The sequence below is a fragment of the Spirosoma arcticum genome, assembly GCF_054779955.1.
The window spans coordinates 268,241-283,292 of the sequence record NZ_BAAGXG010000003.1 but is presented as its reverse complement, the minus strand read 5'-3'; the positions used below and the strand labels follow the sequence as shown (position 1 = coordinate 283,292).

Annotated in this window: 12 protein-coding genes and 1 tRNA gene; 8 read left to right on the top strand and 5 right to left on the bottom strand. The window is 53.4% G+C overall.

Translation table 11 applies throughout. The features are described from left to right. Window positions 1-184 precede the first annotated feature (184 nt). Window positions 185-2,173 (top strand): glycoside hydrolase family 97 protein, encoded by a 1,989-nt coding sequence (locus ACYVHB_RS08460; RefSeq protein ID WP_461051265.1) that lies wholly within the window; start codon window positions 185-187, stop codon window positions 2,171-2,173. Window positions 2,174-2,183: 10 nt separating this feature from the next. Here the strand turns inward: ACYVHB_RS08460 and ACYVHB_RS08455 are convergent, their stop codons facing one another. The 3 genes from ACYVHB_RS08455 to ACYVHB_RS08445 form a co-directional block, all read right to left on the bottom strand. Continuing rightward, window positions 2,184-2,606 (bottom strand): response regulator, encoded by a 423-nt coding sequence (locus ACYVHB_RS08455; RefSeq protein ID WP_461051264.1) that lies wholly within the window; start codon window positions 2,604-2,606, stop codon window positions 2,184-2,186. A 65-nt stretch (window positions 2,607-2,671) separates the two neighbouring features. Next, entirely contained in the window at window positions 2,672-3,160 is a 489-nt protein-coding gene (locus tag ACYVHB_RS08450; protein WP_461051263.1) for a response regulator, read from the bottom strand. Between the two features lie 96 nt (window positions 3,161-3,256). Next, a complete protein-coding gene (locus ACYVHB_RS08445) occupies window positions 3,257-4,519 on the bottom strand; it encodes an asparagine synthetase B (protein ID WP_461051541.1) in 1,263 nt (420 codons plus the stop codon). 67 nt (window positions 4,520-4,586) lie between these two features. Here ACYVHB_RS08445 and ACYVHB_RS08440 point away from each other — a divergent pair, with 67 nt between their 5' ends. Further along, window positions 4,587-5,825, top strand: coding sequence for an ABC transporter permease (locus ACYVHB_RS08440; protein ID WP_461051262.1), 1,239 nt, complete (start codon window positions 4,587-4,589; stop codon window positions 5,823-5,825). Between the two features lie 114 nt (window positions 5,826-5,939). Further along, a tRNA-Leu gene (locus ACYVHB_RS08435) sits at window positions 5,940-6,023 on the top strand. A gap of 119 nt (window positions 6,024-6,142) precedes the next feature. Here ACYVHB_RS08435 and ACYVHB_RS08430 read toward each other — a convergent pair. Beyond that, window positions 6,143-6,994: an NHL repeat-containing protein gene (locus tag ACYVHB_RS08430; RefSeq protein ID WP_461051261.1), complete on the bottom strand. Its 852-nt coding sequence runs from the start codon at window positions 6,992-6,994 to the stop codon at window positions 6,143-6,145. 116 nt (window positions 6,995-7,110) lie between these two features. Continuing rightward, window positions 7,111-8,427: a gluconate:H+ symporter gene (locus ACYVHB_RS08425; RefSeq protein ID WP_461051260.1), complete on the bottom strand. Its 1,317-nt coding sequence runs from the start codon at window positions 8,425-8,427 to the stop codon at window positions 7,111-7,113. A gap of 160 nt (window positions 8,428-8,587) precedes the next feature. Between ACYVHB_RS08425 and ACYVHB_RS08420 the strand changes: the two genes are divergently transcribed. From ACYVHB_RS08420 to ACYVHB_RS08400, 5 genes are all read left to right on the top strand, one after another. Next, entirely contained in the window at window positions 8,588-10,222 is a 1,635-nt protein-coding gene (locus ACYVHB_RS08420; RefSeq protein WP_461051259.1) for an NADP-dependent glyceraldehyde-3-phosphate dehydrogenase, read from the top strand. Window positions 10,223-10,343: 121 nt separating this feature from the next. After that, entirely contained in the window at window positions 10,344-11,339 is a 996-nt protein-coding gene (locus ACYVHB_RS08415) for an SPFH domain-containing protein (RefSeq protein WP_461051258.1), read from the top strand. 50 nt (window positions 11,340-11,389) lie between these two features. Next, on the top strand, window positions 11,390-12,490 hold the full coding sequence (locus ACYVHB_RS08410) for a TFIIB-type zinc ribbon-containing protein (RefSeq protein ID WP_461051257.1): 1,101 nt from the start codon (window positions 11,390-11,392) through the stop codon (window positions 12,488-12,490). A gap of 15 nt (window positions 12,491-12,505) precedes the next feature. Beyond that, entirely contained in the window at window positions 12,506-13,513 is a 1,008-nt protein-coding gene (locus tag ACYVHB_RS08405) for an ABC transporter ATP-binding protein (protein ID WP_461051256.1), read from the top strand. Window positions 13,514-13,606: 93 nt separating this feature from the next. Further along, entirely contained in the window at window positions 13,607-15,022 is a 1,416-nt protein-coding gene (locus ACYVHB_RS08400) for a carboxylesterase family protein (protein WP_461051255.1), read from the top strand. Window positions 15,023-15,052: the final 30 nt, after the last annotated feature.

Sequence of the window (15,052 nt, the reverse complement as noted above, 5' to 3'; positions counted from 1 at the left end):
ATAGCAACCCCCATTTGGTAACAAACTGCCCTATGCCGTCCGGGTATGGGGCGGTAGCTTTGAGTCGGCAATTGCACACGTGAGCAGCTGAAATTAGTCGGCGAACGTAATGCATTCTCATCGACAAACACAGTTGTTTCCGATCAGTTAAGTCTATTTTTCAAATCCTACTCCTAAAATTGAGATGAGCAAAAAATACGGTGCCGTTCTGTTCCTGTTCTTAGGAAGCTCACTCGTGTTACAGGCGCAGCTAAGTAAACAATACGACCTCAAATCACCCGACGGCAACCTTAGCGTGCACCTCGATGCGGCCAATAAGCTGCAATGGTCGGTGATGCACAAGGGGCAGCCACTCATTGCGCCCTCGGCAATTGCCCTGCAACTGGAAGGGGGCGACGTGCTGGGCGATAATGCCCGGATCACCTCCGCGCCCGTGCAGAAAGTTAATGCCACCATTCAGGCTATCAATTATAAGAAAGCCGTTATTGCGGATCAGTACAATCAGCTTACCCTGAATTGCAAAGGCGATTACGGCGTCATTTTTCGGGTGTATAACGACGCGGTAGCCTATCGGTTTTTCACGAAGCGCAAAGGAGAACTGATCGTGAAGGCCGAAGAAGCCAACGTCAATTTCACCGACGACCACAAGGCCTTCATTCCAATTCAATGGGATTACCGGGGTGGCCAAAACTTCAACTCTTCGTTTGAAGCGCTGTATCACGAAATTAATCTGTCTCAGTTTCCCAAAGACTCGCTGGCTTTTTTGCCTCTGCTGGTTGATGTAGGTCAGAACAAAAAAGTGGTGCTGCTGGAAGCCGACCTGGAAGACTATCCCGGCATGTACGTTAACCTGAATGAAAGTGGGAAAGGCTTTAAAAGTGTCTACGCGCCTTACCCACTGGAAGCTCAGTTGGGTGGTTCGGGAAACATGAATCTGATTCCGACCAAACGGGCCGAGTACATTGCCAAAACGGCGGGCACCCGCCAATTTCCCTGGCGTGCCATTGCCATCAGCGAGCAGGATAAAGAGTTGCTCAACAACGATATTGTACAGAAACTGGCGGCCCCTTCCAGGATTGCGGATGCGTCCTGGATTGAAGCGGGGCAGTCTACCTGGGATTGGTGGAGTAGCCGGACCATTTCGCACGTTGATTTCAAGGCGGGCAACAACACCGAAACCTATAAATACTACATTGACTTTGCCGCGGCTAACCAGGTGAAATACATCGTGATCGACGCTGGCTGGTCGGATCGGGCAGACTTGATGAAGGTTAATCCCGCTCTGAATATGCAGGAGATTGTGGATTACGGCAAGCAGAAAAAGGTGGGGGTTGTGATCTGGGCCTACTGGTCGGTCATTAACCAGCAGATGGAGAAAGCGTTTCCGCACTACGCGAAGATGGGCGTCAAAGGCTTCAAGATTGATTTCATTGACCGGGACGATCAGGTAGCCGTAAAATCGCTCTACGACATTGCCAAACTCGCGGCCGACAATAAGCTACTGGTCGATTACCACGGCGCTTTTAAGCCAACCGGACTACAGCGAACCTACCCTAACGTCATCGGCTACGAAGGCGTGAAGGGCCTGGAGAACTTCAAGTGGGCCAACGAAGATCAGCCCCGCTACACAGTGAGCATCCCGTTTATTCGGATGATGGCGGGACCAATGGATTATACCTCAGGCGCGTTTCGGAATGTAAATCAGGCCAATTTTCGACCGATCAATAATTTACCCTTAGCCAAGGGTACGCGGTGTAATCAACTGGCTCAGTTTGTAGTCTTTGAAGCGCCCTTTCAGATGCTGTCGGATAGCCCCACGGCGTACATAAAAGAGCAGGAATGCACGGATTTTATGACAAAAATTCCCGCTGCGTTCGATGAGACGGTGGCGCTGGATGGCAAAGTCGCCGAGTACGTAGCTCTGGCCCGGCGGAAGGGCGATACCTGGTTTGTAGGGGCCATGACCAACTGGACCCCTCGTGACCTGACGCTTGATTTTTCTTTTTTACCCGGCGGGACCTACGAAGCTGAGGTCTTTAAAGATGGTCTGAACGCCGGGCGCGATGGTACTGATTACAAAAAGGAAGTGATTAAGATCTCTTCAGGGGCCAAAGTACCCGTTCAACTGGCTGGCGGTGGCGGTTGGGTAGCCCGAATTAGAAAGGTAAACTGACAGACTATGCCTATGGTAGCCGAACCAGGTTAAACCAATAATTGAAAATGCCTTCAACTGTCTGGTGTATCGCACGTAGCGACGCTTCTTTCGCAATGACCGTTGCCGCTCCAGACTCATAACAGCGGTCTGCGTCGCCGGGATTCAGATGCCCAGACCAGATAATAACCGGAATCGCGTTTAGATCCGCCTGCCGACGAATTTGCAGCAGCACCTCCAAACCGCTTAACAGGGGCATGTCCAGGTCCATAAAAATCAGGGTAGGCCGCTTGTCCACGTCCTGTAGATAAGTCATTACCTGATCGCTTTGAGAGATTGGCGTTAGTGTAACAGCGGGAAAATGGGCCTTGACCAATGCCGACAGAAAAAATATATCGTCCTCGTCGTCGTCAACAACCAATACCCGTCTTTGCGCCGTTTGTTCAACCCCCATTTGGTGTAGTTTTTTACCATGCAGCGGGTAAACTAGGAACAGCAGCTATTGGTTATCAATTCTACCTACCGGGGAGGGGCGCCTGGCAACGTAGCCGTTCGGCCCCAATACTCAAAAATCGCTTTGAAATAAGCTTCCCATTCGCCTGGTTCGGTGGGTTTCACTAAGTAAGACGAGCTGCCTAATTGATAAGCCTCCCTAACATCCTCCTTATGATGTGAACTGCTCAGCACAACAACCGGTATCCGTTGCAGAACTGGCGTGGCAGTTCTGATCGCGGTCAGAAAGTTGAAACCGTCCTGTCGCTCAGGCAGGTACAAATCCAGTAAGATCAGCCGGGGTAATTCTAAGTGTTGGTCTACACCCGTATGGACATACTCCAGGGCCTGCGGGGCGGTTGCTGCCCACGCGAAATCTACCTCCGGCAACTGCTGCTGTAACCCATGTCGGATCAGCATCCAATGGTCAGGATTGTCCTCCACCACCAGCAAGCTACCGCCCCTGAAATTGTGTTTTCCGGCCTGCGCTTTGGCGTTGCTGTAAAAATTATTCATTAATGAACGGAGTGGAGTGAGTGGTTTAATAGCACCGAAGTTACGTGCCGGTGAAATTAGCCGACAGGTGACCCGTCGGTTTGCAGCGTTCATCGTTTACGTTTTCTGCTTCTTCTTCTTAGCCGCCGGGAATAGAATGTTGTTGAGAATCAGTCGGTAACCGGCCGAGTTCGGATGCAGATTAAGATCGGTCGGTTCCTCACCGATTTCGTGGCGGTAGTCTTCCGGGTCGTGGCCACCATAGAACGTGAAAAAGCCCCGCCCGTAGGGTGAGTGAATGTACCGGGCCTCACCCGCCGAGCGATTTTCGGCCATAATCACGACTTCGGGCTTGATGAGGTTTTTCTTGAACGCGGTCGTCTGGCCCATAAAGCCCTTAATCACGTTCAGGTGATTCTGCGTCAGCATCGTCGGAATGGGATCGTACTTGGCCGAGAACTGAAACAGCGTAAAGTAATCGTTGTCCTCTCTCAAACCGCGCTCTTCGGGCTGGTTGTCAATGGTCGAGAATTCGATCAGGTACGGGTTGGTGTAGACCTGGAAGTTTCGGAAGGCAAACGTCTGGCTGAAATCTAACTTGTTGCTGGCGTTCGGATCGGCCGGGTCGCCGTCGTAGAAGGAATCGACAATGTCGGTGTTTTGGGCTGCCAGCGCAATGTCGTACGTATCGGTGGCGTTGCACATGGCGAACAGGTAGCCGCCACCCAGCACAAAATCGCGGATGTTCTGGGCCACGGCCCGCTTCAACTGGGGCACTTTCGAGAAACCAAATTTTCGGGTAATCGACTCGGCTTCCTGCTTTTGGGCAATGTACCAGGGCTGGTCTTTGAAGTGAAAAAACTTACCGTACTGCCCCGTAAAATCTTCGTGGTGGAGGTGGAGCCAGTCGTATTCGGGCAGTTTGGTGTTCATCACCTCTTCATCGAACACCACATCGTACGGAATTTCGGCGTAGGCCATAACCATCGTCACGGCGTCGTCCCAGGGTTGCTTAGTCTTGGGCGAATAGACGGCTACTTTCGGCGGCTTTTGCAACTTCACCGCATCCATGTTGGCATCGGCAGCGCCAACTTCCGCCAAAATCTGCCCCGACTGCGCATCAGAAATGACTTCGTAGCTAACACCCCGGATCACCATTTCATTGATAAACGCCTGACTTTGCGGCATCATAAACGAGCCGCCCCGGTAGTTGAGCAACCAGTCGATTTCGGTATCGTGCGTTTTCAGTACCCAATACGCAATGCCATAAGCCTTTAGGTGATTCTTTTGGGTATCGTCCATGGGAATCAGAATTTTGGACGCCCAACCGTAACTTGTCAGCGTCAGAATAAGGATAAGCGGTAACAGCAACCGTTTCATTGGCTTTCCGATTAGTAAGGCGTATGGTAGCTTTGTCATAACGAAAGATAAGCAATTATTGTGCTAAATGAACCTCATTGAAAACATCCGCGAAGGCATGCGCTCCATTTTGGGTAACCGGCTGCGCACTATCCTGACATCGTTGATTATTGCCATCGGCATTACCTCGCTCGTGGGTATTCTGACAGCTATTGACGGAATTCAAAATTCGGTAGACAGCAGTTTGTCGGGACTGGGTGCCAACACATTTAGCATTGTAGCCCGGCAGGACGCCTTTCGGCGGGGGGGGCGGGTGCAGAAACAGGACGAACCCATCGACTATTTCGACGCTGTGCAGTTTAAACGGCGGTTTCCCTACGGGGCCACCATTGCCGTGTCGACGGTGGTGACCGGAGCCGCCCAGGCTAAGTTCGGCTCTAAAAAAACCAATCCCAACGTGCAGTTGACGGGGGGCGATGCGGCTTACCTGACCGTGAAAGGATTTGTTCTCCAGAGCGGCCGGAACCTGACTCAGAACGATGTTGATTACGGGCTTAACGTGGCCGTTATTGGCAGTGAGATTGCCACTAAGCTGTTTGAAAAGAAGCTTAACCCACTCAATCAGGTGATCCGGGTGTCGGGCAATCAGTATAAAATTGTGGGTGTGCTGGCCAAGAAAGGCGGTTTTTCGGGTGGGGGTGATGATCGTATCATCCTCATTCCGCTCGACAATGCCCGCGCGTTGGCCGGGTCGCAGCGCCAGACGTTCGACATCACGGCGTCGGTGCCGAGCGTATCGGATCAGGACGAAGCTATTGGCGAAGCACGGGGCACGATGCGGCAGGTTCGGCGCGACCCGCTCGGGCAACCCGACTCATTCGATATTGAGCGGGCCGACGAGCTCGCCAAAGAGACCGGAAATATTACCGGCTACCTGCGCATTGGCGGCTTCGGCATCGGTTTCATTACGCTGCTGGGCGCGGCCATTGCCCTGCTCAACATCATGCTGGTGTCGGTGACGGAGCGCACCCGCGAAATTGGCATCCGTAAGTCGCTTGGTGCCACGCCCCAGCGCATCCGGGAGCAGTTCCTGATCGAGGCCATCGTGATCTGTATTCTGGGCGGACTGGGCGGGGTGATTCTCGGACTTGGCGTGGGCAACCTGATTGCTACGCTGATTAGCCGGGGGCAGGGCGGGTTCATTGTGCCGTGGGCCTGGATGGGTCTCGGCATCGTCGTTTGCGTAGCGGTGGGCTTGTTTGCGGGCATTTACCCGGCCGTGCGGGCCTCCAAACTCGATCCCATCGAAGCGTTGCGTTACGAATGATGGATAATGCATAATCAAGAAAGGGGAACCTCACAGAATTATACATTACTCATTGTACATTGTCTATTAACGCTTACTTTTGCACCCACGTTTGACACACGTACCGATTTCAACGCCGGGTTGGCGGAACCGGTAGACGCGATGGTCTCAAACACCATTGTTCGCAAGGACATGCCGGTTCGAGTCCGGCACCCGGTACAAAAAGCTCTACTAAGGGCAGTTATAAACAGAAAGAGCGCTGACAGTCAGCGCTCTTTCTGTTTATAACTGCCCTATTTCCGTTGAATTTTCACGCTCCGAGCCAATTCGAATAAAACTTACTTAAGCGAGTAGGCTTTTACGGTATTGTGGAAAAAAGTAGGTACAAATAGGACTTTGGTGGTTGGATTATAGCCAATGTCTGCTGAATTAATTTTTTCTTTCGACGTGTCTATTTTCAACTCGGTGGTGCCGTCCGCCCGGACGTGCCAAATCTTCCCGCCCCATTCCGTGACTACGTATTCCTTGTTTCCCAAAGCCACAATGCCATCAATACCCCCCATCCCCTTGGCTACGGTGTCTAATTTCTTCGTGGCTGGATTCATCGTGAGCAATGACCCGTCGCCGTTGCCGATCAATAACTGATCGTTCTCGAACAGGAGACCATTGGGTCCCTTGAGCGGTGCACCGGCTAAAACGACACTGGCTTTTCCCCCGGTTAATGCCCAGACTTTGCTGTCGCCGGAGTCCGTCACGTACACCACGCCCTTCTTAGCATCAACGGCGATGTCGTTGAGGAATTTGGCCCCTTCAATCGGATACCGGTTGAGGATTTTGCCGGTAGCCAGCGCTATTTCCACAACCTGCGTCATCTCGGTGACGTACAGTTTATCGCCCGAAATGCCCATTCCTTTGGTGGAATTGAGGTTTTCGGTAAATTTTAACTGGATCACCTTGCCATCCTGACCGACTTTAGAAACGTAACTGGTCTTATTTTCCAGCGTCGGATTCCCGTTGATGCAGGCTACGTACAGTACGTTTTTGCCCGGCTCAAACAGGACGCATTCGGGTGTCCGCAACGTCGTATCGGTTTCCCACACGGGTTTTAAGTCGATTGTTTGCGCCTGAACGGCAGATAGGGTTGCACCGGCTACAAAACTGATTAGTAAGAAAGAGAATGGCTTTTTCATGAGTTAACACGTTTACAAGGATGAATGAAAAGCGGGTCAGTGCGCTTAGGGTACAACACAGGACCAATGTATGTAATTTCTGTCAATTACTGAATTAGTTTCTCCCCAGCGGGCTGCTACCCAACCACTAAACTCAGCGCCATTACCCCGGCTAAGCCACTAACCGAGACCAAGGTTTCCATCACGGACCATGTTTTGAGCGTGTCAGCCATCGACAACTGAAAATACTCTCGAAAAAGCCAGAAGCCGGTATCGTTGACGTGCGAAAACATCATGCTGCCCGCCCCAATACTCAACACCATCAAGTTCGGCTCCACGCCCGATACTTTCAGCAGCGGCAGCACAAACCCCGCCGTCGTGATGCCCGATACAGTAGACGATCCCACGCACACGCGGATGATAGCGGCCACACCCCAGCCCAGCACGTAGGGATGCAGCGAGGAGTTCTGCATCAGGTCGGCGATGGACTGGCTCACGCCACCATCGGTCAGTACCTGCTTTAAGCCGCCCGCTCCGCCGAAAATCAGGAAAAGCATAGCCACGTCTTTGATCGAAGATGCCAGCAGGTCCGTGACCTCGGTCATAGACTTGCCCCGTTGGACACCCAGCGTCAGGATAGCGATCAGCACCGAAATGGACATACTCACCACGGGTTCACCTGCGAATAAGATTGCCTGTTTAGCTAAGGAGCCATTGGGCAAAGACGGACTCAATACCGTACTCACGCCGATGAGCAGAATAGGCAGTAAAACGGTCAGGAAACTGACGGACGTTGAGGGCATCTGCTCGTCGGTCAGGTCCGGAGCAATGAGCGATTGGTTTGGGAGCGTCGTATATCGTTTCACCGTTGAGCCGAACACAATTCCCGAAATAAGGATGGCGGGGATGGCTACGATGATGCCGTAGAACAGCGTCAGGCCCATATCAGCGTTGAATTGATGGAGGATAGCCAGCGGAGCCGGATGCGGGGGCAGATAGCCCTGCGTGACGGAAAGCGACGCCAGCATGGGTAATCCAACGTACAGCGCCGGTAGTTTGTACCGATGCGCCACGGTAATGGCTAAGGGGGCCAGCAGCAGAAAACCAACGGAATAGAACAGCGGTAATCCGACGATAAAGCCCGTTACTAAAAAAGCCCACCGAACGTTTTTAACGCCCACCAGCGTCATCATACTCGTTGCTATGCGCTGAGCAGCCCCACTTTGGGCCACCAGCTTGCCCAGCATGGCTCCCAGCGCAATGATGCTCAAAACAGACCCTAATGTACTGCCAATACCCGTCTGGATAGCTCCTAAAATAAGGGTAGGGGACATATCCAACAATAATCCCACGCCCAGCGAGACCACCAAAAAGGCCAGAAACGTATGCAGCCGAACGTGCGAAATGAGCAGGATGAGGACAATAAGGCCAAGAATGGTGATGAGTAAAGGCATGGCAGGAGGGTTGGAATAGTCAATCCGTGTGTGATTGGCTGGTGCTAAACTACGGGAGCACGCGCGTTTTGTTTCAAAGTGGGTTGCAAATCGCCCGGCGAATGGTGAAGTTTGCCGCCGTTCTCCCTTCTGTTGAGCGAATCCAACCTAATAAAACCACATGAACGCAACCCAAACCTCCTCACTGTCAAACCTGTTTCCGGCCGACGTTTCGCAAATTCCGGCTGAGTATCGCATCGAACCCATTCACCAGCGCGAGTACCTGCTCAACGGCGAAATGCGCCAGTGGAGCGGTAAAGTTTCTGAGGTGTATTCGCCGGTTTGCGTGCCCGGCCCCGACGGTACGTTGCAGCGCCAGTTGGTAGGCAGTTATCCGGTGGCGGGTCCCACCGAAGCGCTCGAAGCGTTGGATGCGGCCGTAGCCGCCTACGACAATGGCCGGGGCGAGTGGCCGCAGATGTCGGTGGCCGGGCGGATTGCCTGCATGGAGACATTTGTGGGCAAGATGCTGGAACAGCGAAAATTAGTCATTAACCTGATTATGTGGGAGATTGGTAAAAACCTCGCCGACGCCACCAAAGAGTTCGACCGGACGGTGAAGTACATCTACGACACCATCGACACGCTCAAGAATATGGACCGCAACTCGTCGCGGTTCAGGATGGAGGAGGGCATTATCGGTCAAATTCGCCGGTCGCCCCTTGGTGTTGTGTTGGCGATGGGGCCGTTCAACTATCCGCTCAACGAAACCTATACGACGCTCATCCCGGCCATTCTGATGGGTAACACGATCCTGTTCAAAACGCCCAAACACGGTTCGCTACTGCATTACCCGCTGCTGGAAGCGTTCAGAACGAGCTTCCCGAAGGGCGTTGTCAACTCGCTCTACGGGCGCGGAGCCGACGTGGTGCCGCCCGTGATGCAGTCGGGCAAAATCAACGTGCTGACGCTGATCGGCTCCAGCCGCGTGGCCGACGAGTTACAGCGGCAGCACCCCAAGCTGAACCGGCTCCGGTCGATTATGAGTCTCGATGCTAAGAATGCGGCCATCATCCTGCCCGATGCTGACCTCGACGTAGCCGTAAAAGAGTGTTTGTTAGGTTCGCTGTCGTTCAACGGGCAGCGGTGCACCGCCATCAAAATTATCTGGGCGCACCGCTCCATCGTCGGCGAGTTCCTGCGCCGTTTCAACCCCGAAGTCAGCAAGCTAAAAGCCGGTATGCCCTGGGACAGTGGTACGCAGATAACGCCCCTGCCCGAACCCGCCAAGACGCAGTACTTAGCCGATATTATTGCCGATGCCGAAGCAGGGGGCGCGTCGGTCGTGAACGAAGGCGGTGGCGAAACACTGGCGTCGCTGTTCCGCCCGGCAGTGGTGTATCCGGTGCGCGAAGGGATGCGGCTCTACCGCGAAGAGCAGTTTGGTCCGATTGTACCGGTGGTGGCCTATGACGATGAGGAGGAATTTATTGAGTACCTTATCACGGATGATCACGGGATGCAGGCCAGCATTTTCGGAACTGATACCGACGCCATTGCCCGGCTCATCGACCCGCTGGTGAACTTGGTGAGCCGCGTCAACATTAATGCACAGTGTCAGCGCGGACCGGATACGTTTCCGTTTACGGGCCGTAAAGATTCGGCCGAGGGAACGCTGTCAGTGGAGGATGCGCTGCGGTCGTTCTCCATCCGGTCGGCGGTGGCGACGAAGGACACGAGCGATAACAAAGCTATTTTGAACGAGATCGTAGGCCAGCACAAATCTGAGTTTTTGAGCACAAATTTTATTTTTTAGCGTAGGCTAACCGCTTATCCTGTCTAACCGGCCATTCACCGAAGTGAATCTGATTAGGGTTGCTTTTTTCGTATGTTTGACCACGGTCTGACCACGCATTCTAACCAAAAAACACCAGCCGATGGGCCTTTTCGATTTCATTCGCAACGAACTAATTGAGGTTATTGACTGGGTGGATGTCGGACCGTCGCACGGCGGTTCGTCCGACATGGTGATCTGGAAGTTTCCCGACAACGGCAACAACCTCAAATACGGAGCGCAACTGACCGTTCGGGAGTCGCAGGTGGCGGTGTTCATGAACGAAGGCAAGATTGCCGACGTGTATCCACCCGGTCGCTACGAACTCACCACCCAAAACATGCCGATCATGACCACGCTGCGGTCGTGGAAATTCGGGTTCGAGTCGCCCTTCAAAGCCGATGTATATTTTGTGTCGACCCGGCAATTTACCAACCTGAAATGGGGTACGCAGAACCCGATCATCGTGCGCGATCCGGAGTTCAAGCAGGTGCGGGTGCGGGCGTTTGGCGTGTTTGCGCTGCGCGTTACCGACGGGCGTCTGTTTATCCGGGAGTTTGGCGGTACGGCTCCCATCGTACGCATTGGCGATCTGGAAGAGCAACTCCGCACGGCTATTGTTAGTAAGTTCTCCGACACGGTGGCCGAACTGGGTGTTTCGGTACTCGACCTGGCCCGCAACTATCAGGAGGTAGGCGAAAAGCTACATCCGATGCTGCAAAACGACTTCACGCCCTACGGATTGGAACTGACGCGGTTCTACATCGAGAACACCAGCCTGCCGCCCGAAGTCGAAGCGTTCCTAGACAAGACGACCCAGATGAACATGGCGGGCGATATGGCCCGTTTTCAACAGTTTCAGGCGGGGGTATCGCTCGAAAAAGCGGCCGAAGAAGGCGGGGTGGCTGGTACGTCTATCCTGATGGGCGGCTTAGGGAATTTCATGGGAGGAGCCAACGCGCAAAACGCTCAGCCAGCCGCCGATGATAAAGCCAAAACGATGGAATTACTGAAGCAATTAGCCGACCTCAAAAACGCTGGGGTGCTGACCGAAGAGGAGTTTACGGCCAAGAAAGCCGAGTTGTTAGCGAAACTTTGATTGTCCCTTTGTTTTCTTATCTCCCAACCGGTAGCCGCACCGAATAGGCAATGGAATCACCAACTCAGGCGGGTCTGTTTCGGGTTCCATGTTCAACGTGTGGCTCACAGATGCAGTTTTCGCCCGAGAAGCAGCAACTCAGTTGCGGCCACTGCGGGAGCACCCAAGCGATTCCGCTCACTAAAAATAAACTGCACGAGCGCCCCCTGAACGCGCATCAGGCTAATAGCCAACAGCTGATAAGCACCGTAACGGAAGAAAAGCAAGTGTTCGGCTGCCCCAACTGCGGAGCCAGGCTGACCGCTAACGCCGACGTGCCCACGATTACCTGTGCGTTTTGTGGGACCAAGAATATCAATTCCGAAGCCCGCAAAACCCGGCTCATTGAACCGGTGGGTGTGTTGCCCTTCCGACTGTCGCGCGAACAGGCGGCTGAACGGTTCAAACGCTGGATCGGTGACGACTGGCTGGCTCCTTCCGACTTGAAGGCTGGAGCCACGCCCGATAACTTTCGGGGTATCTACATCCCTTTCTTCACCTTCGACGCCCAAGCCGACTCCAACTGGCAAGCCGAAGCCGGATTCTACTACCACGTGACGGTGCCGGTGCCCGACGGCAAGGGCGGCACGGTTAATCAGCAACAGCAGCGCGTTCGCTGGGAGCCGCGCAGTGGCTCGCATTCGGCTTTTTACGACGACGTACTGACGATGGCTTCGCAGCAGCTTGCCAACCAGCACGAGACTGTCGCCGAAGCCAGCAGCTATGACCTGACCGCCGTTGTTGATTATGACCCGCGTTTTCTGCTGGGCTGGGAAGCGGAAGTGTACAGCATCGACCTGCCCGATAGCACCCGCCGGGCCGAAGCCGATATTCGGGCGCGGGAAGAAAACGCCTGCTCCGGCGAAGTAGGCGGGGACACCCAGCGTAGTCTCAACGTAAGTACCCGCTTGACTAACCTAACGTTTAAGCACATTTTGTTGCCGCTCTGGATTTGCGCGTACGTCTACAACGGCAAGCCCTACCGCTTCATCATTAACGGCCAAACGGGGCGCATCGCGGGAGACCGGCCGAAATCAGCCTGGAAAATAGGGCTGCTGATAGCCGGTTTCCTGTTGCTGGTGTTTATCCTATACGCGCTGGCAAAAAAATAACGGTTAACTTCTAATTTGCTACAGGCTCATAAACTTTCCAAATCCTTCGCCGACGATGTCAAAGCCGTCCGCAACGTGTCGCTCACGCTCGAACCGGGCCGGATTATGGGACTGTTGGGGGCTAGTGGTTCGGGTAAAAGTACGCTGCTGAATCTGCTGGCGGGGCTGGCCGACGTCGATGCGGGCGAGGTGCGGCTGGCCGGTGAACGGGTGCCGGGGCCGGGCGAGGTGCTGGTGGCGGGTCATCCACAAATCCGGCTCGTGCATCAGGAGTATCAGTTGATGCCCAACGTGTCGATTCGTGAGAACATCGCTTATGCCCTGCGTTTTTCTGAGAAGACGTACCGCGATTTCCGCGTTGATGAACTGCTCAAACGCTGCCGCCTGACCGACGTGCAGCACCGACTGCCGCGTCAGGTGTCGGGGGGGGAGAGGCAGCGCACCGCCATTGCCCGCGCCGTCGCCGACAAGCCAGCGGTATTATTGCTGGACGAACCGTTCAGCCACCTCGATTTGCCCAACCGGCTTTTAATCCGCGATTTGCTGTTCGATCTAATTAAACAGGAACAGGCAGGGTCACGCGCGACGGCCTGCCTGTTCGTTACCCACGAGGCCACCGACGCACTGTCCCTTGCCGACACGCTGGGTGTTCTGCGCGACGGCCGGTTGGTGCAGCTCGGCCCGCCGTTAGTTGTGTACCACCAACCGGCAACGGCTTATGCCGCCCGTCTGACGGGTTCGGTTAATATCTTGAAAGCAAAACACCTGCCCGCTTTGGGGTTACCCGAGCCTAATTTACCCGAAGCATTAATCTGTCTACGACCGGAGCAAATAAAACTCGATATAACCGGGGTGGCGGCTACGGTTCAGGCGGTGTTCTTCAAAGGCAGCCACTCCGAAGTTGAGGTTGAGTTGTCGCGTTACGTCCGGGTGCGTTTGCTGACCACTCGCGACGACTTACGGATTGGGGATCGGGTGGGCATACGCGTGTCCGCAGAGTTAGTTTGGTTTCTGAAAGGTTAACGGGTCGCCTTGCCGATGTGTACATCATTGCTCACGGTTATTGATCTGCATTTATAGCGTATCATTGTCAGCGGATTATCTGAATTCCCGATCATGATGACCAACCGTTTTTACAGCTATGCAAACTTCAGTTTAGGACTGGCTGTGGCTGCTGGCTTACTCCAGAGTGTTATTCATTTTCAGCTTGGTATAGGAATAGTCTCGCTGCAATCAATAAGTAGTTGGTTTTTCCTGGTGAGTCTGATTTCTCTGGCAGCATCCGTATTCATGTTGCTGTATCACCATAACAAAAAACACAGGTTTGCCCTGCAGGCGGGGCTACTGGCTACCGCAGCTAATTTTTGTGTATTTACATTCAGGTGGTTACTCTTTCTGAACCGCGAATTAGTAATTTATACGACCCCTATCTTCTTTCTTGTCGTCAGTGCTGGTATCGTTTACGCAATCAGCCTGATCGTGTCCAGGGCAGGAGAAAGGTACTGGCTAAAAACGGCGGGCGTTTGCTATCTAATCCTGGGCCTTGCTCAACTGACAGCCTTGATCTTATACATAGATTTCCAGTCAGTCTCGATTCATCCCACGTTGGATAAGATCAGGCAATGGACTACGTTAGTTGGCAGCTTACTGCCTGTTTTGTTCATCCTGAATTTTTTGGGTGAGGCAAAACGTGTAAAGAACCAGAGCGAGGATACAACTCAGCTTAAAGGGTCAGATTTCTTGATGGGTCTTGTGGTCCTGCTCGCTATCTGTACGCTGGTACTGGGCGTCAGAATAGCGGGTGAAGGTTATGGGCAGACCCACGTATCCAGCCGGGCGATGGAGTTGGCGCAGCCCTTTGACGCTGGAAGATATGTCAGCACTAAGGGAGACACGATGCTGTATCGACTCCTGAAACCACTGCACTACGACCCCCAAAAAAAATACCCGCTGGTGGTATGCCTGCCTTATTCCTGCGCGGACGATAATGTGCGGCAGATTGACGGTTGCCCGCCAGCTCAGTGGTTATCTACTGAAGAAAACAGAAAAAAATACCCTTCCTTTCTTTTTGTGCCGCGATGCCCACCAAATACCAGCTGGGGCGGTGATCCCAATATGCCTTCTATGGCTCCACTGGCTATTGAAACTATTATTGCTCTGGATAAGTCGTTCTCAATCGACAAAAGAAAACGGTACGTGACGGGCGTCTCGCGCGGTGGTTATGGATCGTGGCAGTTCATCAGTACGCATCCAGAACTGTTTGCCGCAGCCATTCCGATTTGTGGAGAAGGTGACCCAACGCTGGCTCATACCCTCACGAACGTTTCTGTGTGGGCTTTTCATGGAGAGAAGGATAGGAACGTTCCAGTGAGCGGCTCACGGGATATGATTGGGGGAATTGAAAAAGCAGGCGGAAAACCTCATTATACCGAATTTTCAAATGCCGGTCATAATATCTGGGAAGATGTTGAAAAAACGCCCGGCTTACTGGACTGGCTTTTTGCCCAGCAACGCAATGAGCCAATCCAGTAAACCAGTTGATAAGTACCTGATAAAACGCTT